This window comes from Aurantimonas litoralis, assembly GCF_026153195.1.
Classification (GTDB): domain Bacteria; phylum Pseudomonadota; class Alphaproteobacteria; order Rhizobiales; family Rhizobiaceae; genus Aurantimonas; species Aurantimonas coralicida.
This window is the reverse complement of sequence record NZ_JAPFBM010000001.1, coordinates 289,284-313,703: the sequence shown is the minus strand read 5'-3', so window position 1 is coordinate 313,703 and position 24,420 is coordinate 289,284. Positions and strand designations below refer to the sequence as shown.

The 24,420-nt window shown below is 66.7% G+C and carries 21 protein-coding genes and 1 pseudogene; 10 read left to right on the top strand and 12 right to left on the bottom strand.

Going from position 1 to position 24,420, the window contains the following annotated elements:
• Window positions 1-59: 59 nt before the first annotated feature.
• The 11 genes and pseudogenes from N7I30_RS01570 to N7I30_RS01520 form a co-directional block, all read right to left on the bottom strand.
• Window positions 60-653 (bottom strand): DUF3833 family protein, encoded by a 594-nt coding sequence (locus N7I30_RS01570; protein ID WP_498636208.1) that lies wholly within the window; start codon window positions 651-653, stop codon window positions 60-62.
• Window positions 650-1,216: a GNAT family N-acetyltransferase gene (locus N7I30_RS01565; protein ID WP_370193449.1), complete on the bottom strand. Its 567-nt coding sequence runs from the start codon at window positions 1,214-1,216 to the stop codon at window positions 650-652. Before N7I30_RS01565 ends, N7I30_RS01570 begins: the two co-directional genes overlap by 4 nt.
• A gap of 128 nt (window positions 1,217-1,344) precedes the next feature.
• A complete protein-coding gene (gene rpmA / locus N7I30_RS01560; RefSeq protein ID WP_024350276.1) occupies window positions 1,345-1,614 on the bottom strand; it encodes a 50S ribosomal protein L27 in 270 nt (89 codons plus the stop codon).
• Between the two features lie 48 nt (window positions 1,615-1,662).
• A complete protein-coding gene (locus N7I30_RS01555; RefSeq protein WP_009210386.1) occupies window positions 1,663-2,283 on the bottom strand; it encodes a 50S ribosomal protein L21 in 621 nt (206 codons plus the stop codon).
• A gap of 237 nt (window positions 2,284-2,520) precedes the next feature.
• The gene (locus N7I30_RS01550; RefSeq protein WP_009210385.1) at window positions 2,521-3,189 is read right to left on the bottom strand and encodes a GntR family transcriptional regulator; all 669 of its coding nucleotides are present in this window, start codon (window positions 3,187-3,189) and stop codon (window positions 2,521-2,523) included.
• Between the two features lie 123 nt (window positions 3,190-3,312).
• Window positions 3,313-4,218 carry an NAD(P)-dependent oxidoreductase gene (locus N7I30_RS01545; protein WP_491373781.1) on the bottom strand — a complete coding sequence of 302 codons (906 nt, stop codon included), beginning with the start codon at window positions 4,216-4,218 and terminating at the stop codon, window positions 3,313-3,315.
• A gap of 39 nt (window positions 4,219-4,257) precedes the next feature.
• A complete protein-coding gene (gene denD, locus N7I30_RS01540; protein WP_024350279.1) occupies window positions 4,258-5,244 on the bottom strand; it encodes a D-erythronate dehydrogenase in 987 nt (328 codons plus the stop codon).
• Window positions 5,245-5,293: 49 nt separating this feature from the next.
• On the bottom strand, window positions 5,294-6,046 hold the full coding sequence (locus N7I30_RS01535) for an SDR family oxidoreductase (RefSeq protein WP_475361477.1): 753 nt from the start codon (window positions 6,044-6,046) through the stop codon (window positions 5,294-5,296).
• A 91-nt stretch (window positions 6,047-6,137) separates the two neighbouring features.
• Window positions 6,138-7,955, bottom strand: a complete 1,818-nt coding sequence (locus N7I30_RS01530; RefSeq protein ID WP_498636204.1) for an IlvD/Edd family dehydratase — start codon at window positions 7,953-7,955, stop codon at window positions 6,138-6,140.
• Window positions 7,956-8,102: 147 nt separating this feature from the next.
• Window positions 8,103-8,882, bottom strand: coding sequence for a hydroxypyruvate isomerase family protein (locus tag N7I30_RS01525; protein ID WP_498636202.1), 780 nt, complete (start codon window positions 8,880-8,882; stop codon window positions 8,103-8,105).
• A 240-nt stretch (window positions 8,883-9,122) separates the two neighbouring features.
• Window positions 9,123-9,545 (bottom strand): annotated as a pseudogene (locus tag N7I30_RS01520) (cell wall hydrolase); the annotation flags it as partial.
• A gap of 587 nt (window positions 9,546-10,132) precedes the next feature.
• Here N7I30_RS01520 and N7I30_RS01515 point away from each other — a divergent pair.
• The 5 genes from N7I30_RS01515 (at window position 10,133) to N7I30_RS01495 (ending at window position 18,689) form a co-directional block, all read left to right on the top strand.
• Window positions 10,133-11,287 (top strand): alpha/beta hydrolase, encoded by a 1,155-nt coding sequence (locus N7I30_RS01515; RefSeq protein ID WP_498636200.1) that lies wholly within the window; start codon window positions 10,133-10,135, stop codon window positions 11,285-11,287.
• A gap of 268 nt (window positions 11,288-11,555) precedes the next feature.
• Window positions 11,556-12,992 carry an NAD(P)-dependent oxidoreductase gene (locus N7I30_RS01510; protein WP_498636198.1) on the top strand — a complete coding sequence of 479 codons (1,437 nt, stop codon included), beginning with the start codon at window positions 11,556-11,558 and terminating at the stop codon, window positions 12,990-12,992.
• A 12-nt stretch (window positions 12,993-13,004) separates the two neighbouring features.
• On the top strand, window positions 13,005-14,348 hold the full coding sequence (gene preA, locus N7I30_RS01505) for an NAD-dependent dihydropyrimidine dehydrogenase subunit PreA (RefSeq protein WP_228239709.1): 1,344 nt from the start codon (window positions 13,005-13,007) through the stop codon (window positions 14,346-14,348).
• Window positions 14,349-14,441: 93 nt separating this feature from the next.
• Window positions 14,442-16,103, top strand: coding sequence for an FAD-binding dehydrogenase (locus N7I30_RS01500; protein WP_498636196.1), 1,662 nt, complete (start codon window positions 14,442-14,444; stop codon window positions 16,101-16,103).
• Window positions 16,104-16,244: 141 nt separating this feature from the next.
• Window positions 16,245-18,689, top strand: coding sequence for a putative bifunctional diguanylate cyclase/phosphodiesterase (locus N7I30_RS01495; protein ID WP_498636194.1), 2,445 nt, complete (start codon window positions 16,245-16,247; stop codon window positions 18,687-18,689).
• Between the two features lie 40 nt (window positions 18,690-18,729).
• On the opposite strand, the gene N7I30_RS01490 is transcribed toward N7I30_RS01495, so the two are convergent.
• The gene (locus tag N7I30_RS01490; RefSeq protein WP_498636192.1) at window positions 18,730-19,392 is read right to left on the bottom strand and encodes a TetR family transcriptional regulator C-terminal domain-containing protein; all 663 of its coding nucleotides are present in this window, start codon (window positions 19,390-19,392) and stop codon (window positions 18,730-18,732) included.
• Between the two features lie 177 nt (window positions 19,393-19,569).
• Between N7I30_RS01490 and aptA the strand changes: the two genes are divergently transcribed.
• From aptA to hydA, 5 genes are read left to right on the top strand one after another with little or no spacing between them, the layout of a single operon-like run.
• Window positions 19,570-20,898, top strand: coding sequence for an omega-aminotransferase AptA (aptA, locus tag N7I30_RS01485; protein WP_498636190.1), 1,329 nt, complete (start codon window positions 19,570-19,572; stop codon window positions 20,896-20,898).
• A gap of 31 nt (window positions 20,899-20,929) precedes the next feature.
• Window positions 20,930-22,177, top strand: coding sequence for a Zn-dependent hydrolase (locus tag N7I30_RS01480; RefSeq protein WP_498636188.1), 1,248 nt, complete (start codon window positions 20,930-20,932; stop codon window positions 22,175-22,177).
• A 35-nt stretch (window positions 22,178-22,212) separates the two neighbouring features.
• The gene (locus N7I30_RS01475; protein WP_370194110.1) at window positions 22,213-22,431 is read left to right on the top strand and encodes an antitoxin MazE-like protein; all 219 of its coding nucleotides are present in this window, start codon (window positions 22,213-22,215) and stop codon (window positions 22,429-22,431) included.
• Window positions 22,428-22,808, top strand: a complete 381-nt coding sequence (locus N7I30_RS01470; protein WP_483213573.1) for a type II toxin-antitoxin system PemK/MazF family toxin — start codon at window positions 22,428-22,430, stop codon at window positions 22,806-22,808. The genes N7I30_RS01475 and N7I30_RS01470 overlap by 4 nt, the downstream gene beginning before the upstream one ends.
• On the top strand, window positions 22,805-24,256 hold the full coding sequence (gene hydA, locus N7I30_RS01465; RefSeq protein ID WP_498636185.1) for a dihydropyrimidinase: 1,452 nt from the start codon (window positions 22,805-22,807) through the stop codon (window positions 24,254-24,256). Before N7I30_RS01470 ends, hydA begins: the two co-directional genes overlap by 4 nt.
• The last annotated feature ends 164 nt before the right edge of the window (window positions 24,257-24,420 follow it).

Genomic DNA, 24,420 nt, shown 5'->3' with positions numbered 1-24,420 from the left:
CCGGCCAAGAGGCGGGCGATCCAGAGGATCATATGCGCGGACCCGGTCGGCCCGCGGCGTCAGTAGGCGTCGAGCGCAGCCTTGTCCTTGGCGAAGACCACGTCGGACGTGGCCAGCGGCACGCCGAATTTCGACACGCTGACATGGTTGGCGACCGTCCCGTCCGACTGTCGCGTCATGCGGTGGCGAAAGTGCAGCAGCGTGTCGCCGCCGCCCGGCGCGTAGCCGTCATAGTCGAGAACGACACCGTTCGGCGACAGCCTGCCGGCAACGGCCACCGGCGGTGACAATGCGCCGTCGCCGCCTTCGGTCCGCACCGTGCCGGTGTAGAGGCCGGGGCCGGTCATGCCGAGGTCCCAGCGCTGCAGCCGGTCGCCGTCGGGAAAGCTGAACTGCTCGTCGAGCAGTAGCCGCCCATCCCGGCGCGTGCCGGAAAAGCGCGCGGTGAAGTCCTCGGTAAAGAACAGCGCCGTGGTGACCGACCCCTTCGAATAGGACGGCCCCGCGAAGAACTCCTCCAGCGCCAGGCCGTCGGCGACGGAGGCGGGCGGTACGTCGGCAGGATCGTCGCCGCAGGCCGCAAGTCCGGCCAGCAGCAGCGCCCCGGCGAGGGCGCCGCCGCTCCTGCGCGCGACGATCTTCCGGCAACTCATGCCCGACCCCATGCCTTGAGCGACGTCCAGCACCGCCGGTCCATGACGAAATGCTCGCTGGCCACGCGCCCGGAACTGATCGTGTCGATGAGGCCGCTGCCGGTGAAGTGGAAGCCGCATTTGCGGATCACCCGGCGCGACGCCTCGTTGACGACGCGGCAATCGACGGCGATGGCGTCGGCCTTCAGCGCGACGAATCCGAAATCGATCACGGCCTGCGCTGCCTCGGTGGCAAGACCCTTGCCCCAGAAACGGCGGCCGACCCAGTAGCCGATGTCGAACCGGCCCGGCACGCTTTCCGGCTTCAGGCTGCAGCAGCCGACGAGGTCGCCGCCGTCCTTCAGGCAGAGCGCGAAGACCGTTTCCGGTGCATGGTCGCTGATGAAGGCGCGGGCGTCGGCCAGACCGTAGGGATGCGGCACACGGGCCAGCATCCGGGCGATCTCGCGGTCGTTGATCAGCTTCGCCAGCGCGCCGGCATCGTCCATCGTCAGCGGCCGCAACAGCAGCCTGCGGGTCTCGATCGTCTCGCCGTCCCGTTCGACGGTCGTGTCCTCAAGCATCGCATCGTTCCTTCCAGACGCGAAAAGGGGAGATGGCGGTCCATCTCCCCTGTCGTGCTCTGAAGGTCCGATCGTTCGGAGGGTTCAGAGTGCCGGGTCGGTGGAACGCCGGCGCTCTGAAGCTCCGGTCACTCGGCGGCTTCGGCTTTCGGCATGACGGCCACGTAGGTGCGACCGTTCGCCTTGTGCTGGAACGCCACGTTGCCTTCGGCCTTCGCGAAGAGGGTATGGTCCTTGCCCATGCCGACATTGGCACCCGGATGCCAGCGCGTGCCGCGCTGACGGATCAGGATGTTGCCCGGAATGACGGACTCGCCACCGAACTTCTTCACGCCAAGGCGCTTGGACTCCGAATCGCGACCGTTGCGCGAAGAGCCGCCTGCTTTTTTATGTGCCATCGTAGGTCTCCTTGCCTGTCAGGGCTCGCGGGGGATATGGCCCCGGAATTACTGCTTCGCCAGTTCGCCGGCCTGGGCGCGCCAGTCTTCGATCTGCGCGGCGCTGAACGGCATGTTCGCGTCGATACGGGCAACGTCCTCGTCGGACAGCGCCGCGATCTGGGCATAGGTGGTGATGCCCTGCTCGTTGAGCTGCTTCTCGGCGACCGGGCCGATGCCCTTGATCTTGGTCAGCTTGTCCTGCTCGCCGCCGGTCGGGGCGGTGAACATCGGCACGTCCGGCGTGGCGTCGGTCGTCTCGGCGGACGGCTTGGGCGCAGCGACCTTGGCCGGCTTCGGCGCGGCGGCGGTCTGCGACGGGGCCTTGCCGTCGGTCAGGATCTCGGCGATGCGGATCATCGTCAGGTCCTGACGGTGGCCACGGGTACGCTTGGAGTTCTGGCGACGACGCTTCTTGAAGGAGATCACCTTCTTGCCGCGGGTCTGCTCGACGATCTCGGCCGTGACGGCAGCGCCCTGAACGAACGGCGCACCGATGGTCGAACCGACCATCAGGACCTCGTTGAAGGTCACGAGATCACCGGCGGCGCCCGGGAGACGCTCGATGGTGAACTTGTCGTTGGGGACAACGCGGTACTGCTTGCCACCGGTCTTAATGACTGCGAACATTTTAGCTCCGTTCGTTCGATCGGTTCTCGTGTCCCGCAGGACCCGGACCGTCTTCTTGTCAGTCGGTTACTGAATGGGCGAAAACAAACAGGCGCGGCAGTGCCACGCCCAGAATTGCGATTTGTGACTAGCGGCAAGGCCGCGCAAGGTCAAGCCTTCCGGCCGTCAAACCGGGTCCCGGGCCCTGAAGGTTTCCCCAGCGTCGAGTGCAAGCGCTGCGGGGCGGGCCCCGGCGGGCTAGAGCTTGCCGGCCTGCCGGCGCAGCAGTTCCAGCGCCTGCCGGTCGGTGCGGTCGCGGTGCAGCTGGTGCAGGCGCCCGGCTTCCTCGCTGTCGCGGTCGAGAATCGCCTGGACGATCTGCCGGTGTTCCTGGTCGGACTGGACCGGCTTGATGCGCAGCGGAATGATCGCCATGCGGGCCCGGTACTGCTGCTCCCAATATTGCCGCAGGGTCGCCTGCAGGCGGGAATTGCCGCACAGCGAGACGATGTCCGAATGGAAGGCGTCGTCGAACTGCGACCAGCGCTCGATGTCGTCGCTGCGCGTCGCCTTCTCCATCTGGTCCATCAGCGATTTCAGCCGTTCGCTCTCGCTCGGCTCCAGCCCGCGCACGGCGGCAAGGCGCGCGGCCTGCACCTCCAGCGCCGAAAAGACTTCATAGATTTCCGCCAGATCGTCGAGCGACTGCGCACGCACGGTGACCCCGTGCCGGGGCTTCACCTCGACCAGCCCTTCCTCCTCCAGGCGGATCAGTGCCTCGCGGATCGGCGTGCGGCTGAGCGACAGGAGATTGGCGACCTCCGTCTCCAGGAGTGTCGTGCCGGGCGGCAGGCGACCCTCCAGAATCCGGTACTTCAGCTCGTGATAGGCCCGCTCGCGTGCCGCCATCTTGGCGACGCCCTGCATGCTCGGTCGGGGCCGCGAGCCGCTGGCGGGAGGACGGCGATGGGGTGCATTCGTCGCATCCTGTTTCGTCAGTGCCGGCCTCCCTTGTTCATCTGCCGGGGATCCTTCTCCCGGTCGTCTTCGTCAGCTCTTCGAGCCGTCGGGCGTTGCGACCCCGTTCAGCTCGAAGACGATGTCGGACAGCATCGGCAGATAGTCGCTGCCGCGTCCGATCGCCTCGGCCGTGGCGAGGCCGTTCTTTACCGACGCCGAAACATGGGTGGCAATACCGCTTTGGTCGGCCATCGACACCACGTAGCGCATGTCCTTGTGGGCGTTGCGGATCGTGAACTTGTGGGCGTCGCGGTCGCGGTCGACCACGTATTTCATGAAGGTCTGGTAGAAGCCCGAATCCATGCGGCCGCCGCTGATCACGCCGTGGAAGGTCTTGGCGTCGATGCCGTTCTTGGCGCCGATCGCCAGCGCTTCGGAATAGAGCGCCGCATAGCCGAGCGAGACGAAGTTGTTGAGGAGCTTCATCGTGTGCCCGGCGCCGATGTCGCCGACCCGCACGATCTTGCCGGCCCAGGTCTCCAGAAGCGGCTTCACCCGCTCGAAATCCGCCTCGGACGCGCCGACCATGGTGTCGAGCGTGCCCTCCCAGGCTTCCTTCGGCGTGCGCGACAGCGGCGCGTCGATGAGCGTCACGCCGGCCTTGCTGCAGCGTTCGGCCAGCGCCCGCGTCGAGACCGGATTGGCGGTCGAGCAATCGATGATCGTCCTGCAGGCGCCGTTCGCGGCGAGGATCTCGCCGACGACGGCTTCCACCTGCGGGCTGCCCGGCAGGCAGAGGAAGACGATCTCGGCTGCCTTCGCGACGCCGACGACGCTGTCGGCCTCACTGGCGCCGCGGGACTTCAGATCCTCGATCGGCTCGCGGTTGCGATGGGCGAGGACGGTCAGCGTGTAGCCGGCCTCGACGATGTTCTTGGCCATGCCGTGGCCCATCAGGCCGACGCCGATGAAGCCAATGCTGGGACGGTTCGTCATGTACACTCCTGGTCGAATGCCGGGGACGCTGCGCGGCGGTCAGGCCGCGGCGTTGCGTGCCGCTTCGTCGGCGATATGGGCGCGGATGATGTCCGCGAAATTGTCGTCGGCGACGAAGCCGACCTCGGATGCCCGCGAGGCGTCGAAATCACGCGGCCAGCCGGCGACGATCTTCTCGATGGTGGCGTCCGGCTCGCGGCGGATCAGGGCGACGGCCTCGTCGCCGGCGACCTCGCGCAGCGCCTCGATCATCTCGCCGATGGTGATCGACAGGCCCGGCATGGTCAGGCAGCGGCGGGCACCCAGCGTCTCGGTGTCCATCGTCGCGGCATGAAGCAGGAAGCCGACCGCGGCGGCGGGGCTGGCGACCCAGTGGCGCACGCTGTCGTCGACCGGCAGGATCGCCTCGTGGCCGGCCAGCGGCTCGCGGATGATGCCCGAGAAGAAGCCCGACGCGGCCTTGTTCGGCTTGCCCGGGCGCACGACGATGGTCGGCAGGCGAATGCCGACGCCGTCGACGAAGCCCTTGCGGCTGTAATCCGACAGCAGCAGCTCGCCGATTGCCTTCTGGGCGCCGTAGCTGGTCAGCGGCGCCGACAGGAAGGTGTCGGTGATCGGGTCCTCGAACGGCGCGCCGAAGACGGCGATGGAGGAGGTGAAGACGAGGCGCGGCCGGTAGACGCCGTCCTGCTGGCGGATTGCTTCCAGCAGATAGCGCGTGCCGTCGAGATTGATGGCGTAGCCCTTCTCGAACTCGGCCTCGGCCTCGCCGGAAACGATCGCGGCGAGATGGAAGATCATGTCCGGCCGCTTGTCGACCAGGGCGCGCACCGTCGCCTCGTCGGCGATGTTGCCGGCGCTGCACTCGATGGTGATGCCGCCGGCCTGGCTGTCGAAGGCCGGCTTGACGACGTCGAAGGCGTCGATCTCCGTGACCTTGTCGCCGAGGCGCGTGTCGTCGGCGATGATTGCCTCGATCAGCTGCCGGCCAACCATGCCGGCGGCGCCCAGTACCAGAATCCGCATCGTGTCCTCTTCCCTGTTGTCGTTCGGTGGCGTCGCGTGTGCTGCGCTCCTAGAGCGTCCAGCCGCCGTCGATCACCTGCATTGTTCCTGTCGTGAAGGCGCTCTCGTCCGAGGCGAGATAAACCGCCAGCATGGCGATCTCCGACGGCTTGCCGAGGCGGCCCATGGGCTGGCGCTCGATGAACATCGCCTTGGCCTTGTCGGTGCCGCCGATCGTCTTGCCGAGATCGGCGATCCGCTCCTCCAGCGAGGGGGATTCGATCGTGCCGGGGCAGATGGCGTTGCAGCGGATGCCCTTACCGACGAAATCGACCGCGACCGATCGCGTGAGGCCCGCCACCGCGGCCTTGGTCGCCATGTAGACATAGCGGTTCTGGGCGGCTTTGACCGGACCGGCAGCCGAGCAGATGTTGACGATCGAGCCGCCGCCCGCCTCGAGCATGCGCGGCAGCAGGCCGGCGATCATCCGGTGCATCGAGCGCACATTGAGGTCGAAGGAGAAGTCCCAGGCCGCGTCGTCGCAGTCGAGGATGGTGCCGTGGTGAACGTAGCCGGCGCAGTTGAACAGGATGTCCGGGGTCGGCACGCCGGCAAGATACGCCTTCACTGCCTCGCCGTCGGTCACGTCCAGCGCGGCAGTATGGACCGGGCCGAAGGCGTCGAGGCCTTCCAGCTTCTCCGCGTCGCGATCGCTTGCATAGACGGTGGCGCCTTCCTTCAGGAAGGTCTCGACCACCTGGCGGCCGATCCCCTGGCCGGCCGCGGTGCAGACGGCGGTCTTGCCGTCCAGGCGTTTCGTCATGGCTCTGTCCCGTTCCTCTCGGTGCGCGAAGCGATGCGCGGCGATGGTGTGAAAAGGGCGGGCCGCGTCATGCGCGGTCCGCCCCGTCAGATCAGTGGTTGTCGCGCGGCACCGGGGCGGACTTGCCGTCGATGCCGCCCTGGGCGAGGCGCTGATACGAGATCGCCGGCTCCAGCACCGCACCGGTGGAGAGCTGCGAGACGATGCCGCGCTGGATCTCCTGCCAGGGCGTCTGGTGCGCCGGATAGGCGTAACCGCCGGCTTCCTCGAGCGCCTTGTGACGCGCGGCGAGCTCCTCGTCGGAGATCAGGATGTTGGCCGTGCCGCGGCCCAGATCGATGCGCACCATGTCGCCGGTCTTCAGGATGGCGAGACCGCCGCCGGCTGCCGCCTCGGGCGAGGCGTTGAGGATCGATGGGCTGCCCGACGTGCCCGACTGCCGGCCGTCGCCGATGCAGGGCAGGGAGTGGATACCGCGCTTCAGGAGATAGTCGGGAGCCCGCATGTTCACGACTTCCGCCGCGCCCGGATAGCCGATCGGGCCGGCGCCGCGCATGAACAGGACCGAGCGCTCGTCGACCGCCGTCGCCGGATCGTCGATCCGGTGGTGGTAGTCCTCCGGGCCGTCGAAGACGATCGCCTTGCCCTCGAAGGCCATCGGGTCGTCGGCATTGGAGAGGTAGCGGTCGCGGAACTCCTTGGAGATCACCGACAGCTTCATGATGGCGGAATCGAAGAGATTGCCCTTCAGGACGCGGAAGCCGGCATGGTCGATCAGCGGCCGGTCGATCGGCCGGATGACGTTCTCGTCCTCGATGATCGCGCCGCGGCAATTGTCGCCGATGGTCTTGCCGTTGGCGGTCGGGGCGTCCTCGTGGATCAGGTCCCTTTCCATCAGCTGGTTTACCACCGCCGGCACGCCGCCGGCATGGTAATAGTCTTCCGCGAGATACTCGCCGGCCGGCTGCAGATTGACCAGCAGCGGCACTTCCTCGCCATAGGTCTGCCAGTCGTCGATGGTCAGCTCGACGCCGAGGTGACGGGCAAGGCCGTTGAGATGGATCGGCGCGTTGGTCGAGCCGCCGATGGCCGAATTGACGCGGATCGCGTTGATGAACGCGTCCTTGGTCATGATGTCGGTCGGCTTCAGGTCTTCGTGGACCATCTCGACGATGCGCTTGCCGGTCAGATAGGCGACCTCCTGGCGATCGCGGTAAGGCGCGGGGATTGCCGCCGAGCCCGGCAGCTGCATGCCCAGCGCCTCGGCCAGCGAGTTCATCGTCGAGGCCGTGCCCATGGTGTTGCAATAGCCCGTCGACGGCGCCGAGGAGGCGACCAGCTTGACGAAGCCGGCATAGTCGATCTCGCCGGCGGCCATCATCTCGCGGGCCTTCCAGACGATGGTGCCCGAACCGGTGCGCTCGCCGCGGAACCAGCCGTTCAGCATCGGGCCGACCGACAGCGCGATCGACGGCAGGTTGACGGTGGCCGCGCCCATCAGCATGGCGGGGGTGGTCTTGTCGCAGCCGATGGTCAGCACGACGCCGTCGAGCGGGTAGCCGTAGAGCACCTCGACGAGGCCGAGATAGGCAAGGTTGCGGTCGAGGCCCGCGGTCGGGCGCTTGCCGGTCTCCTGGATCGGATGGACCGGGAACTCCAGCGCGATGCCGCCAGCCTCGCGAATGCCCTCGCGGACCCGCTTGGCGAGTTCGAGATGATGGCGGTTGCAGGGGCTGAGATCGGAGCCGGTCTGGGCGATGCCGATGATCGGCTTGCCCGACTGCAGCTCTTCCTGGCTGAGGCCGAAATTCAGATAGCGCTCGAGATACAGCGCGGTCATGTCCGGATTGGAAGGATTGTCGAACCACGCGCGCGAGCGCAGCGGGCCGGCTTTGATGTCGTTGGTCATGGGGTCTCCGGAACGTCGATCTCTGGTTGCATCCGCAGCGCGGGCAGCCTCTGACGCAATGTATACATTAACTCGGCGCCGGTTCCAACCCGTGACGCGGTGTCACGCGGTGTATGAATCGGCAGCCGGGTGATTTGGTGCTGGGTGTCAGCTGCGCGCGTGCGACTTGTAGGCGCTCATCCAGCCGAGGCCCGCGTCGGTCGTCGTGCGCGGGCGGTATTCCGCGCCGACATGGCCGTCCCAGCCGAGGTCGGCCATGGCCGGCAGCAGGCGATCATAGGCAATTTCGCCCTCGTCGGGCTCACCGCGCGAGGGAACGGCGGCGATCTGCAGATGGCCGATCATCGGCAGATGCTGCTCGAAGCGCTTGAGGAGATCACCCTCCATGATTTGCGCGTGATAGCAGTCGAACATGATCTTCAGATTGGGCTTGCCGACCCGCGCGACGATGTCGGCGGCCTGCGCCTGATAGGACAGGAAATAGCCCGGCGCATCGCGCTGGTTGATCGGCTCGATGAGGATCGTCATGTCGCCGGCGGCCTCGCAGGCATAGGCGAGATTGGCCTCGAACGTCGCCTGCGCGCCGTCCACGCCTTGCGACTTGCCGGCCATGACATGCACCGCGCCGGCGCCGATCGCCCTGGCATAGTCAACGGCTTGGTCGATGGCAGCGCGGGCTTCCTCGACCCGGTCGGGCAGGGCGGCGAGGCCGAAATCACCCTCGCGGTCGCCACGGCTGGTGTTGAGGCCGAGCATCTTCAGGCCGGTCTCGTCGAGCGCGGCCTTCACCGCGGCCGGATCGACCGCATAGGGGAAGTGGCATTCGACCGCGTCGAAGCCGGCGTCCCTGGCGCGCCGGATGGCGTCGGGCAGGGCAAGCTCCTGCCACAGGAATCCGAGATTGGCGGAAAAGCGGATCGTCGGCACGGCTGATCTCCAGAAGGCGCTGCGCATCCCCTGTGGATACGCAAGGCCCCGCTATGGCCCATGCGCGATCCGTACGCAAAGGGGCCGTCGCGGAAAAGGCGCGCCATTGTGAGGCGAGCGAGGCTGGGATCAGTAGCGGTCGGCGCGGATCAGATCGTCGATGCTGATCGGCTCCAGCGCGGCGCTGGTGGAACCCGCCGACCGGGACGCGGCCATGGTCGCCATGGCGGACGGCTGGGCAGCGGGGCGCCGGGGATCGTAGGGCTCGGGATTGCGGAACGGCGGGTCGCTCAGCCGGCGGGCATTCTTGCGTTTCTCGTAGAAGACGTTGCCGCCCGCTTCGACGAGGTAATGCATGTTGGTATAGGGGAAGGTCATGCCGGCGGTGTGGAAGAACATCGCCTTCTCGACATTGCGGTGGCGGGCGCCGTTCAGCACCTTTGTGGCCGTCCGCGAGGCGAGATCCTTGCCCTTTTCCATCGAGCGGGTGAGGACGCCCGGCGCGAACTGGTTCTTCTGGCCGACGACGCCGCAGACGGTCTTGGGGTAGCGGCCGCTCTCCAGCCGGTTCATCACCACGGTGCCGACCGCGATCATGCCCTCTTCGCTGCTGCGGTTGGATTCGAAATACATCACCCGCGTCATGCATTCATGTGCCGTCATCGGCCGCAGGCGCGGCCCGCCGGCGCAGGCGCCCAGCACCGTGACCAGGGCAAGGAGCGCCAGTGTCGCCCGGGCGCGCGTGATGGTGGGTCGAAATGCCATGCGGCAAGCCTCGGCAGGGTGTCGGGGCACGGCCAGCATCGCCGGCGCCCAAACCCGACAAATCGCCGAAATTTCTTAACCGGGCGTTCAGATGACGCGGCGCCCGGCGGCCTATCGGCCGGCATCGTTAAAATTGTCTGAAATTCCGGCGGGTTTGACGGGGCGGTGCGGGTTGCAGCGGTCTTGCCGGCTCCGCGAGCGACAGTGCGGCGCCATGCTGGACGACCGCCCGGTCTGGAGATTCGCCTCCGGAGCGGCTATGCCGAAGGCGCGGTTCACTGGCAACCAACGTCGGCTTTTCGGTGCCTGACGTCGGCCGCCGTGCCGCCGTGATGTCCAGCGAGGCGGATTGCCCGCCGGCCTGTCCCGTTCCGCGCCCATCGGAGGCTTCGATCCTGACCTGCAGCCTTCCTCGCCCCGGCCTGTCGCTTCTTGTCTGCCTGCTTCTCGCCGTTGCGGGCTGTGCGGGGCGGCCCCTGGGCACGATGGTGCCGATCGCCGGAACCGTCGCCGGCGCCAGCACGGTCGACATGCTGGTCGCCACAACGCGCGCGCCGTCGCCGGTCGCCGGCGTCGTCTATACCGGCAATCGCGGCAACACCCTGTCGGTGGACAACATCGTCGTCTCGGTCCCGCCCTCCGCCAATCGCAATGCCGGTGAACTGACCTATCCCACTGCCAACGCGGCCAATCCGCAGACCGAATTCGCGGTGCTGAAGCTGGCGCCGATGGACGATGCGGCGGCGCAGCGCTGGTTCGACCGGGTGGCCGGCACCAAGCAGGGCGACGTCCTGATCTTCGTCCACGGCTTCAACACGACCTACGAGGAATCGGTCTTCCGCTTCGCCCAGATCGCCCATGACACGGCGGCCTCGGCGGCGCCGATCCTGTTTTCCTGGCCGTCGCACGGCAGCGTCTTCGACTATCTCTACGATCGCGAGAGCGCCAATTTCTCGCGCAACGCGCTGGAAGAGATCATCGAGAAGGCCGCCGACGATCCGCGCGTGCGCAATGTCACGGTGATGGCCCATTCGATGGGAAGCTGGCTGACCATGGAGGCGCTGCGCCAGCTGTCGATCCGCCGCGGCAAGCTGCCGGCCAAGGTCCGCAACGTGATCCTCGCCTCGCCGGATCTCGACGTCGATGTCTTCTCCCACCAGCTCGACGAGATCGACACGCAGCGCACGCGGCTGACCATCTTCGCCTCGACCGACGACCGCGCCCTGCAGGTGTCGCGGCGGCTGGCCGGCGGCGTCCAGCGCCTCGGCGCCATCGACGTGTCGCAGGAACCGTATCGCAGCGGCATCGAGGCCAAGGGCGTCGACGTGATCGACCTGTCGGCGCTGCAGTCGGGCTCGGCCCTCAATCATTCGAAATTCGCCGAGAGCCCGCAGATCGTGCGGCTGATCGGCCAGCGGCTGATTGCCGGGCAGGCGATCGGCGAAGAGGGCATCTCCCTTGGCGAGACCCTGGGCGCAGCGGCCCTCGGCACGGCCCAGACCGTCGGCTCGGCGGCCGGTGCTGTCGTCACCGCCCCCGGCGCGCTCATCAGCCAGCGCGGCCGCGAGGAGTTCGGCCGACAGGTCGGCAATATGGGCCGCAATCTCGGCGGCACCCTGCAGACGGCCACCGGCCAGTAGGCCGGGCTTCAATCCTCTTCTGCATCTAACGGCGCACGGCCCGCGCGCGTCGGGACCGGCGTCGCGTTCGGCACGCGCCCGTCGGATCGCGGTCATCGCCCAGGCAGTGGCGGCAATAATCGCTGTTGTACGAGAGGCAATCGGGTCAATTTTTGACCAGACGATAAAAAATTTGACCTTTTGAAAAACTGGCATCATTCTAATCTTCCACGAGCCGTCGAAGGCCGGAAGATCGCCGTCGCCGGCTCCCTGGAAGGTTTCGAGGGGGATGCGACGCATGAACGAAACCCGACCGTTCCGGCCCGATATCGGCGCAGGGCGCCTCGCTTCCGACAAGCTGGCGGGCAATTTCTCTGATATCCATCCGCCGCTCGAACAGCACGAGGCGCTGGTCGAGGCCGATCGTTGCTATTTCTGCTACGACGCGCCGTGCATGACGGCCTGTCCGACCTCGATCGACATCCCGCTGTTCATCCGCGAGATCCAGGCCGGCAACCCGACCGGTGCGGCCAAGACCATCCTCTCGTCGAACATACTCGGTGGTATGTGCGCCCGGGTCTGCCCGACCGAGACCCTGTGCGAGGAGGTCTGCGTCCGCGAGGTGGGCGAGGGCAAGCCGGTGAAGATCGGCCTCCTGCAGCGTTATGCGACCGACCATCTGATGGAGACGGGCGAGCATCCCTTCACCCGCGCCGAACCGACCGGCAAGACGATCGCCGTCGTCGGCGCCGGCCCCGCGGGCCTCTCCTGCGCCCATCGGCTCGCCCTGCACGGGCACGACGTCACGCTCTATGACGCACTGCCCAAGCCCGGTGGCCTCAACGAATATGGCATCGCCGCCTACAAGGCGACGGAACAGTTCGCCCAGCGCGAGGTGGACTTCATCTTGTCCATCGGCGGCATCACGCTGGAAACCGGCAAGGCGCTCGGCCGCGACATCCATCTCGCCGATCTGCGCCGCGACTATGATGCGGTCTTCCTCGGGCTCGGGCTGGCCGGCGTCAACGCCCTCGGCGCCGAGGGCGAGACGAGCAGCGGTTCGGCCGACGCCGTCGCCTGGATCGCCGATCTCCGCCAGACCACCGATCTCGCCAATTTGCCGGTCGGCCGCCGCGTCGTCGTCATCGGCGGCGGCATGACCGCCGTCGACGCGGCGGTGCAGGCCAAGGCGCTCGGCGCGGAGGAGGTGACCATTGCCTATCGCCGGGGCCAGGACGCCATGAACGCCTCGGCCTACGAGCAGGAAATCGCCCAGACCCGCGGCGTGCAGATCCGCTGCCATCTGCAGCCAAAGCGCATTCTCGCCGAGGGCGGCCATGTCCGCGGCATCGAACTGGAGCGAACGACCATCGAGGACGGGCGGCTGACGGGCACCGGCGAGACGGTGACCATCGAGGCGGACCAGATCTTCAAGGCGATCGGCCAGAGCTTCCTGCCCGACGGTCTCGACGACGAGAGCGACGGCATCGCGCTGGAGCGCGGCCGCATCCACGCCGATGCCGAGCGGCGCACCTCGCTGAAGGGCGTCTGGGCCGGCGGCGACTGCATCTTCGAGGGCGAGGACCTTACCGTCGTGGCCGTTGAGGACGGCAAGGTTGCAGCCGAAAGCATCCATGCGGAGCTGGCGGCTGAGAAGGGGCTCGGCGCCCGGATCGCTGGTGTCATGTCCGATGCGGTCGAAGCACTGACCCCCGGTCGGATCTAGGGAGAACGAGCCATGGCCAATCTCGCGACGAATTTCCTCGGCATCTCCTCGCCGAACCCGTTCTGGCTCGCCTCGGCGCCGCCGACCGACAAGGAATACAACGTCCAGCGCGCCTTCGAGCAGGGCTGGGGCGGGGTCGTCTGGAAGACCCTTGGCGAGGACCCGCCGGTGGTCAACGTCAACGGCCCGCGCTACGGCGCGATCTATGGTCCCGACCGGCGGCTGCTGGGTCTGAACAATATCGAGCTGATCACCGACCGGGCGCTCGACACGAACCTCGAGGAAATCGCGCGGGTCAAGCGCAACTGGCCCGACCGGGCGATGATCGTGTCGCTGATGGTGCCCTGCGAGGAGGCGCCTTGGCAGAAGATCCTCGCCCTCGTCGAGGAGACCGGCGCCGACGGCGTGGAGCTGAATTTCGGCTGCCCACACGGCATGAGCGAGCGCGGCATGGGCGCGGCGGTCGGTCAGGTGCCTGAATATATCGAGATGGTCGCGCGCTGGTGCAAGCAGCACTCGAAGCTGCCGGTCATCGTCAAGCTGACCCCGAACATCACCGACATCCGCTTTCCGGCCCGGGCGGCCCGGAAGGGCGGCGCCGACGCGGTGTCGCTGATCAACACCATCTCGTCGATCGTCTCCATCGACCTCGACAATTTCGCCCCGACCCCGACCATCGACGGCAAGGGCAGCCATGGCGGCTATTGCGGGCCGGCGGTCAAGCCGATCGCGCTCAACATGGTGGCGGAGATCGCCCGCGATCCCGAAACGGCCGGAATGCCGATGTCCGGCATTGGCGGCATCACCACCTGGCGCGACGCGGCGGAGTTCATCGCGCTCGGCTGCGGCACGGTGCAGGTCTGCACGGCGGCGATGACCTACGGCTTCAAGGTGGTGAAGGAGATGAGCTCCGGCCTGTCCGACTGGATGGACGAGAAGGGCTATGCCTCGATCGAGGATTTCCGCGGCCGCGCCGCACCCAACGTCACCGACTGGCAGTATCTCAACCTCAACTACGTCACCAAGGCGCGGATCGACCAGGACAAGTGCATCTCCTGCGGGCGCTGCCACATCGCCTGCGAGGACACCTCGCACCAGGCGATCACCAGCATGGTCGATGGCATTCGCAAGTTCGAGGTGATCGACGAGGAATGCGTCGGCTGCAATCTGTGCGTCGATGTCTGCCCGGTCGAGGACTGCATCACCATGGAGCGGATCACCGGCTTCGATCCGCGCACCAAGCGGCCGATCCCCGACACCTACGGCAACTGGACCAGCCATCCGAACAATCCGATGGCGAAGGAGCGCCAGCAGCACGCCGCCGAGCCGGTGGTGCTGCCCGACGCCGCCGAGTGACGCAACCCGGCGTCGCGTGGAGGCGACGGCCGTAGGCATGTCCGGGCTGGCGGAGGGCGGCATCGGGACAAGCATCGGGGGGAGGGGACCGATTTGAGCGAACGCACCGATGCGGTCGTCGTGGGTGCCGGTCTGGCCGGACTGGTGGCGGCGAGCGAACTGGCCGACGCCGGACGCCGTGTCGTCATCGTCGATCAGGAGAGCGCCGATCATCTTGGCGGGCAGGCCTTCTGGTCGCTCGGTGGCCTGTTCATGGTGGACACCCCCGAACAGCGCCGCCTCGGAATTCGCGACAGCCGCGAACTGGCGCTGCAGGACTGGCTGGGCTCGGCCGGTTTCGACCGCGAGGAGGACCACTGGCCGCGCATCGTGGCCGAGGCCTATGTGGAGTTCGCCGCCGGCGAGATGCGGCCCTGGCTGCATGCGATGGGCCTGCGCTGGTTTCCGGTCGTCGGCTGGGCCGAGCGCGGCGGCAGCCTGGCCACCGGCCACGGCAATTCCGTGCCGCGCTTTCACATCACCTGGGGCACCGGTCCCGGCGTGCTTGCGCCCTTCGAGCGGCGCGTGCGCGCGCACATGGCCGCCGGGCGCATCATCCTGAAGGGCCGCCACCGGGTCAGCGAATTGCGGATCGTCGACGGCACGGCGACGGGCGTGGCGGGCGAGATTCTCGCCCCGGCGACGACGGCCCGCGGAGAGACCTCGTCGCGCGTGGTGATCGGCGATTTCGAGATCGAGGCCGGTGCGATCCTGCTGACGGCCGGCGGGGTCGGCGGCAATCACAAGCTGGTACGGCGCAACTGGCCGGTCGCGCGGCTCGGACCTGCGCCGCAGAAGATGATCTCGGGCGTGCCGGCCCATGTCGACGGACGCATGCTGGAGATCGCCGAGGCGGCCGGCGGCCGCGTCATCAACCGCGACCGCATGTGGCACTATACCGAGGGTGTCACCAATCACGATCCGATCTGGCCGATGCACGGCATCCGCATCCTGCCCGGCCCGTCGTCCCTGTGGTTCGATGCGCTCGGCAATCGCATGGAGCCGCCGGCGCTGCCGGGCTTCGACACGCTGGCGACCCTCAAGCGGATCCTGTCGACCGGCCATTGCCATTCCTGGTTCGTGCTGACCCAGTCGATCATCAAGAAGGAATTCGCGCTGTCCGGGTCCGAACAGAACCCGGACATGACCGGCAAGGACTGGCGCGCGGTGCTGCGCAACCGGCGCGGCCGCAACGCACCGCCGCCGGTCGAGGCGTTCAAGCGGCATGGCGAGGATTTCGTCGTTGCCGACACATTGGGCGAACTGGTCGACGGCATGAACGCGATTGCCGGCGAGCCTAAGCTCGACCGGGCACATCTGGAAGCCCAGATCGTCGCGCGCGATCGCGAGATCGCCAACCCCTTCTCCAAGGACGCGCAGATCATCGCGCTGCGCGGGGCCCGCCGGTATCTCGGTGACCGGCTGATCCGGACGGCCAGGCCCCATGCGATCCTCGATCCCGCCCATGGACCGCTGATTGCTGTCCGCCTGAACGTCCTGACGCGCAAGACGCTCGGCGGTCTTCATACGGATCTGGATGGCCGGGTGCTCGCGGCGGACGATCGCCCCATCCCGGGATTGTATGCTGCCGGCGAGATCGCCGGCTTCGGCGGCGGCGGAGTTCACGGATACAATGCACTGGAGGGCGGCTTTCTTGGCGGCTGCCTGTTCTCCGGACGCCGGGCCGGCCGGTATGCAGCCAAAGCCACAGGTTGAAAAACCGGCGAAAATAATTCGCGCGACCCGTCGTCACGTAACCGTGAAGTAACCTAGCCGAAGCATTCTTCTGTCAGAACTGCTGCGTGCGCGTCGAGAATGCGGTTGCCTGAACTGGCAGTCGATTGGGAAATGAGCTGTATGTCGATCCATTTGCGTCTCATTATCGGCAGTTCGATCTTCGCGGTGCTGGCGCTCCTGTTCGCGGCCTTTTCCTATCATTCCCAGTCCGTGTCCCTCGGTTTCGCGCAAAATTTCTACGACGGCGGGATCGATCCGCTGGGGCGGCTCCAGGTCGCCAAGGGCAAGACGGTCGCATTGGCCGAGAGCCTTGGCGCCCAGGAGACAGTCAGCGGCGACGACGCACAGGTCCGGCTGGAGCCGGCGATGCGCACCATCTCGTCGATCAAGGCCGACGTGCAGACAGCCCTCGCCCAGTCCGGCTCCGCCGAGGTTCAGGCCATCCTGTCCGAGCTCCTGTATCCGTTGAGCCGGCTGGAAGCCTCCGGCGGCAACATGTCAGCCCGCATGGCGGCTCGCGAGATCGCCAGCACTGCACTGGTTCTCGACCGCGCGGTCACGGCGATGAACGCCGACCTGGTGCAGACCAAGGCCGAAGCGGTCGGCGCCATCGAGAGCGCGCGGTTGCGCAATTTCGCCGGCCTGGCCGCGATCCTCATCGGCATGGCGGGCTTTGCCGTCTTCCTGTCGCGCTCCGTCGGCGCCTCGCTGCGCCGGGTGTCGGGTCTTGCCCGCAACCTGGCCAGCGGTATCGAGTGCGACACGATCGAGGCCCGCGGCCCGAGCGAGGTGCGCGACGTTCTGAATGCCCTGCGCCAGATGCAGGAGCATTGCGAGAAGCTCGAGACGATGATGCTCGACAAGGTCGACCTGATGGCCGGCCGGCTCAACACCCAGCAGGACCAGCTGACCGCGGCCCTGAACAACATGACCCAGGCGCTCTGCATGCTGGACGGCCAGAAGCGCATGATCCTGTGCAACGAGACCTTCACCGAACTCTTCGGCGATCATCCGGCGGGCACCAACGCCCGCGACTTCTTCACCGATGCGCGGCTGACCGGCCGTGTCGCCCCGAACGACACGGCGTCGCATGTCCAGGAAGTCGGCGAGGGTCAGATCATGGAAGTGAAGCGTCGCGGCATGTCCGGCGACGGCCTTCTGATCACCTTCGAGGACATCACCGAGCGCGAGGCGATCGCCCGGCGCCTGCAGCACCTGTCCGGCCACGACGCCCTAACCGAACTGCCCAATCGCGGCGTCTTCGCCGAAATCCTCGACGAGGCGCTCGGCAAGGGCCGCAAGGCGCTGACCATCGCGGTCATCGACATTCGCGGCTTCAAGACCATCAACGACACCTATGGTCATCCCGTCGGCGACGCCATCCTGCGCCAGTGCGGTGCGCGGCTGATCGAGAAGGCCGGCGCGAAGGCGACGGTCGCGCGCCTCGGCGGCAACGAATTCGCCGTCATCCTCCTCGGCGGCCGCTCCGCCGCCGATGCCGAGGATCTGGCCCGTTCGATGGTCGCCAGCTTCGATGAGCCCTTCGAGGTCGAGGGTCGCCACATCAGCGCCTCCGGCAGTGTCGGTGCCCTGTATGTTGCAGGCGGCAAGCGTCCACTGGATCTCGACGCCGCGATCGCGCTGCAGAATTGCGACCTCGCGCTCTACCAGGCCAAGCAGTCGGCCGGCAGCAGCTACCGGATGTTCCAGCCGAGCATGCGCCAGAAGCTGCAGCAGCGCCGCGAACTGGAGATCGACCTGCAGAAGGCGATCGAAGAGGGCCAGTTCGAACTGTTCTACCAACCCTTCGTCGATACCGGGCGTCGCGCGATCAGCGGCTTCGAGGCCCTGCTGCGCTGGAACCACCCGGAACGCGGCCGCGTCAGCCCCTCCACCTTCATTCCGCTGGCCGAAGAAACCGGGCTGATCACCCAGATCGGCCTGTGGGCGCTGGAAACCGCCTGCGAGCAGGCGTCGAGCTGGGTCAGCGATCTCGCCATCTCGGTCAACCTCTCGGCGGTGCAGTTCAAGAGCCCGACCCTCGTCGCCGATGTGCGGCGCGTTCTGGCCAAGTCCGGGCTGCAGCCGTCGCGACTGCAGATCGAGGTCACCGAATCCCTGTTCCTCGACGAGGGCGACAAGGTGCTCTCGATCCTGACCGAGTTCCGCCGGATGGGCCTGACCATCTCGATGGACGATTTCGGCACCGGCTATTCCTCGCTCGGCTATCTGAACCGCTTCCCATTCGACAAGATCAAGATCGACCAGTCCTTCGTGCGCGACATGTCGCGGCCGGAGAACATCGCCATCGTGCGTTCGGTCATCGGCCTGTCCAACGCCCTCGACATGCGGGTCATCGCCGAGGGTATCGAGACGCCGGAGCAGATGCGCATTCTCTACGCCGAGGGATGCCGCGAGATGCAGGGCTATTATTTCTCGCGGCCGCGCCCGGCTTCGGACCTGCCGAAGATGCTGGTCGAGATCGCCGACCGCTGGCCGCATGAATTCGAGGCGCTGACCCAGGACGCGCTCGACCCGCGCGGCGCTGCCGCCACTGCCGCCTGAGCGGCGGGCGAGCGCAGACCGTCCAACAAGCGAATGAGCGTCAGTCCCGTGGCCGGATGCCGTTGAGGACGACCGACAGCACGGCCTGAGCGGTCTGCTCGCGGAAGCCGGGCGCGTCGACCTGACGACCGACGATCGCGCGGATCTGCACGTCGAAATCGGCATAGTGCTGGGTCGTCGCCCAGATCATGAAGATCAGATGGTACGGATCGACCGGTGCGAGCTGGCCGCGATCGACCCAGTCGCGGATGACCCGCGCCTTCACGTCGACGAGCTGCTTGAGCCGGGTGGCGAGAAAGTCGCCGACCACCGGGGCGCCGGCCAGGACCTCGTTGGCGAACAGGCGCGAGGCGGCCGGATTGTCTTCCGACATTGCCAGCTTGGCGGTGATGTAGCGGCGCAGCTCCTCGATCGGGTCGCCGTCGGCGTTCATCGCTTCCAGCGGCGCCAGCCAGTCGTCCAGCGTGTGCTCCAGCACCGCCCGGTAGATGTCCTGCTTGCGGCGGAAATAATAGAGGAGATTCGGCTTCGACATCTTCGCCCGCACGGCGATCTGGTCGACGGTCGATCCCCGGAAGCCGTTGACCGAAAACACTTCGAGCGCAGCGTCCAGGATGATCTCGCGGTTGATCGCCTGGATGCGGGTCGGCTGGCGGTCGCCATGCGGCGACTCCGTGCCGGAATGCTCGACTGTCTGGTCCACGCGTTCCGCCCTCTCCAAACCGGAGTCTGCCCGCCTATTTTGCACTGCGATATTCTGCGCAGTTCTTCAGCAGGACGCTTGACCGGTTCCTGACGACCTTCTAGCCTCGCTTTTGACCATTTAGTCAAGATTTCGGACGATCCGGGCTTCGGAACCGTCCCATTGAGGCGGCAGCCGATGAACGAGAACGCACCGATCGCGCCCAACAATCTCGAAGCCTTCTGGATGCCGTTCACCGCGAACCGGCAGTTCAAGCAGACGCCGCGCATGTTCGTTGCGGCCAAGGACATGCACTACACCACGTCCGACGGGCGCCAGGTACTGGACGGCACCGCCGGCCTGTGGTGCGTAAATGCCGGCCATTGCCGGCCACGGATCGTCGAGGCGATCCAGAAGCAGGCGGCCGAGCTCGACTATGCGCCGGCCTTCCAGATGGGGCATCCGAAGGCCTTCGAACTGGCCTCGCGCCTTGCCGCGATCGCGCCGTCCGGCCTCGACCACGTGTTCTTCACCAATTCCGGCTCCGAGTCGGTCGAGACCGCGCTGAAGATCGCGCTCGCCTATCACCGGGCCAAGGGCGATGGCGCGCGCTTCCGCCTGATCGGGCGCGAGCGCGGCTATCACGGCGTCAATTTCGGCGGCATCTCGGTCGGTGGCATCGTCGGCAACCGCAAGATGTTCGGTACGCTCCTGACCGGCGTCGACCATATGCGCCACACCCACGATCCGGTCCGCAACGGCTATTCCAGCGGCGAGACGGAGCATGGCGCCGAACTGGCCGACGACCTCCTGCGCATCGCCACCCTGCACGATCCCTCGACCATCGCCGCGGTGATCGTCGAGCCGGTGGCCGGTTCGACCGGCGTCCTGCCGCCGCCCAAGGGCTATCTGAAGCGGCTGCGCGAGATCTGCGACCAGCACGGTATCCTCCTCATCTTCGACGAGGTGATCACCGGCTACGGGCGCATGGGCACGGCCTTCGCCGCCGATTATTTCGGCGTGACACCGGACATCATGGTCACCGCCAAGGGCCTGACCAACGGCGTCATCCCGATGGGCGCGGTCTATGTGAAGGACGAGATCTACGACGCCTTCATGGGCGGTGCCGAGCATCTGATCGAATTCGCTCACGGCTATACCTATTCCGGCAATCCCATCGCCGCGGCGGCGGGCCTGGCGACGCTGGAGACCTACAAGGAAGACGGGCTGTTCGAACGGGCGAAGGCGCTGGAGCCGGTCTGGGCCGAGGCGATCCATTCGCTGAAGGGCGAGCCCCATGTGATCGATATCCGCACCATTGGAATGATCGGCGCGATCGAACTGGAGCCGATCGCCGGCGCGCCGACCAAGCGCGCCTTCTCGGCCTTCCTGGAAGCCTACGAAAAGGGGCTGCTGATCCGCACGACCGGCGATATCATCGCCCTGTCGCCGCCGCTGATGATCTCCGAGGACCAGATCGGCGAGATCGTAGAGACGCTGCGCGGCATTCTGAAGACCCTCGCCTGACGGCACCGCAACAGATCGAAAGAGTGACCCCATGAGCCCAGCCACCAATCTCCAGATCGACGGCGACCGCCTCTGGGATTCGCTGATGGAGATGGCGAAGATCGGCCCGGGCGTCGCCGGCGGCAACAACCGCCAGACCCTGACCGACGAGGACGCCGAGGGGCGGTCGCTCTTCAAGTCGTGGTGCGAGGCGGCCGGCCTGACCATGGGCCTCGACACGATGGGCAACATGTTCGCTCGCCGCGAAGGCACCGATCCCGATGCGCTGCCGGTTTATGTCGGCAGCCATCTCGATACCCAGCCGACCGGCGGCAAGTATGACGGCGTCCTCGGCGTCTTGGCCGGGCTCGAACTGGTGCGCACCCTCAACGACCTCAATATCCGCACCCGGCATCCGATCGTCGTCACCAATTGGACGAACGAGGAGGGCACCCGCTTTGCCCCGGCCATGCTGGCTTCGGGCGTCTTCGCCGGCGTTCTGGAAGAGAGCTGGGCCAAGGACCGCGAGGACGCCGCCGGCAAGAGCTTCGGCGCCGAACTCCAGCGGATCGGCTGGCAGGGCGACGAACCGGTCGGCAGTCGCAAGATGAAGGCGTTCTTCGAGCTGCATATCGAGCAGGGGCCGATCCTGGAGGACGAGGGGATCGACATCGGCGTCGTCACCCACGGGCAGGGGCTCTACTGGCTCGAGGTCACCCTGACCGGCAAGGAGAGCCACACCGGTTCGACCCCGATGTACAAGCGGCGCAATGCCGGCCTCGGCATGGCGCGGGTGATCGAGCTCGTCCACGAGGTGGCGATGGATTACCAGCCGAACGCCGTCGGCACGATCGGCCAGATCGACGTTCATCCGAACTCGCGCAACATCATTCCCGGTCGCTGCGTCTTCACCGTCGACATCCGCTCGCCGTCCAAGGACACCCTCGACACGATGCGCGAGCGCATCGAGGACGGCATCGACCTGATCGCCGACGCGCTCGACATCGACGTGTCCGTCGACGAGGTCGGCCATTTCGATCCGGTGACCTTCGACGAGACCTGCGTGACGGCGATCCGCGACGCCTCCGAGGCACTCGGCTATTCCCACCGCAACATCGTCTCGGGCGCCGGCCACGACGCCTGCTGGATCAACCGCGTCGCGCCGACCGCCATGGTCATGTGCCCCTGCGTCGACGGCCTGTCCCACAACGAGGCGGAAGAGATTTCCAGGGAATGGGCGACGGCCGGCGCCAACGTCCTGATGCGCGCAGTCGTGGAGACCGCGGGGATCGTGGAGTAGGCTGGACCGGGATCGCGCAACGCCAGGAGGTCGTCATGGGCAGGCCGAAGGAACTGACCGAAGCGGAACGGGCCGATCTTCTGGCTCGCGGATATCGTCCCGTGGAGGTCTGGGTGCCGAACTGGAACGATCCGGCCTTTCAGGCGCAGTTGGACAAGGACTGCCGGGCGATCAACGCGGCGGATCGCCGATCGGGAGAGATCGATCGCCTGTCGGACGAGGTCGCCGATCTGTGGGACGATCTTCCTCAATGAGAAGAGGGGATGTCGTGCTCGTCTCGGGAAAGGGAGACTACGGCAAGGCCAGGCCGGCTGTTGTCGTGCAGGCCGACCATTTCGCCGAACATCTTGGCAGTGTCACGGTCGTTCCCTTCACCACCGATCTTGGCAAGGATATCTCCATCCGCATTCCCGTCGAGCCGGGGCCGTCGAACGGATTGCGGGAACGCTCGCAGTTGATGGTCGACAAGCTCCAGACCTATCCGCGCGAAAAGGTCTATGCGCCGATCGGCAGTGTCGACCCGGACCGCATGCTTGAGGTCGACCGCGCCCTGATGATCTTCCTGCAACTGGCAGGCGTCGTCGGCGCTGCGCCTTCCATTCTTCCATCGTCCAGCCAGGAGTCACCATGACCATCGTCATCAAGGGCGGCACGATCGTTACCGCCGATCTCACCTACAAGGCCGACATCCTGATCGACGGCGATACCATCGCGGCGATCGGTCAAGACCTGTCCGGCGACGAGGTGATCGACGCCTCCGGCACCTACGTCATGCCCGGCGGCATCGACCCGCACACCCATATGGAAATGCCCTTCATGGGCACCCATTCGGCCGACGATTTCGATTCCGGCTCGGCGGCGGCGCTGGCCGGCGGCACCACCATGACCGTCGATTTCTGCCTGCCGGCCCCCGGCCAGGGCCCGCTGGACGCGCTGCAGACCTGGTTCCAGAAGGCCGGCCCGGCCCGCACCGACTATTCCTTCCACATGGGCGTGACCTGGTGGGGCCAGAAATATTTTGACGAGATGCCCAAGGTGGTCGAGGCCGGCATCAACACCTTCAAGCACTTCATGGCCTACAAGGGCGCGCTGATGGTGAATGACGACGAGATGTTCGCGTCCTTCACCCGCTGCGCCGAGCTCGGCGCCATGCCGCTGGTCCATGCCGAGAACGGCGACGTCGTCGCCTTCCTGCAGCAGAAGCTGCTGGCCGAGGGCAACAATGGGCCGGAGGGCCATGCCTATTCCCGCCCGCCCGAGGTCGAGGGCGAGGCGGTCAACCGCGCCATCATGATCGCCGATCAGGCGGGCGTGCCGCTCTACGTGGTCCACACCTCCTGCGAACAGGCCCACGAGGCGATCCGCCGGGCCCGCCAGAAGGGGATGCGGGTCTATGGCGAGCCGCTGATCCAGCATCTGGTGCTGGACGAGAGCGAGTACTTCCATCCCGACTGGCAGCACGCCGCCCGCCGGGTGATGTCGCCGCCCTTCCGCGACAAGAAGAACCAGGATTCGCTTTGGGCGGGGCTTGCCGCCGGCTCGCTGCAGGTCGTTGCGACCGACCATTGCGCCTTCACCGACGAGCAGAAGCGCATGGGGCTCGGCGATTTCACCAAGATCCCCAACGGCACCGGCGGTCTCGAAGACCGGCTGGCGGTCCTGTGGACCAAGGGCGTCGGCACCGGCCGGCTGACGATGAACGAATTCGTCGCCGTCACCTCCACCAACATCGCCAAGATCCTGAACATCTATCCGAAGAAGGGCGCGATCCTCGTCGGGGCCGACGCCGATCTGGTGATCTTCGACCCGGCCGCGACCAAGACCATCTCGGCCAAGACCCAGAAATCGGTGATCGAGTACAACGTCTTCGAGGGCATCGAACTGACCGGCCTGCCGGTGATGACGTTCTCGCGCGGCCGCCTCGCCTACAAGGGGGGCGACGTGCGGGCCGAAAAGGGCAATGGCCGCTTCGTCGAACGTCCCGCGAGCGCGCCCGCCGCCAAGGCGCTGTCGACCTGGAAGGAACTCACCGCGCCGCGCAAGATCGAGCGCACCGGCATTCCGGCGAGCGGGGTCTGACTATGGCGAGCAGCCCACGTTGCATATGTGGTTGTGAGGAAACGACGAGCGGTGGCCGTTTCCGGCCCGGACATGACCAGCGATTGCGCGCCGCCATCGAACACGCTGTCGGTGGCATTGAAGCACTGCGGTCTTTAGCCGAAGCGAAAGTGGGCCACCCAATC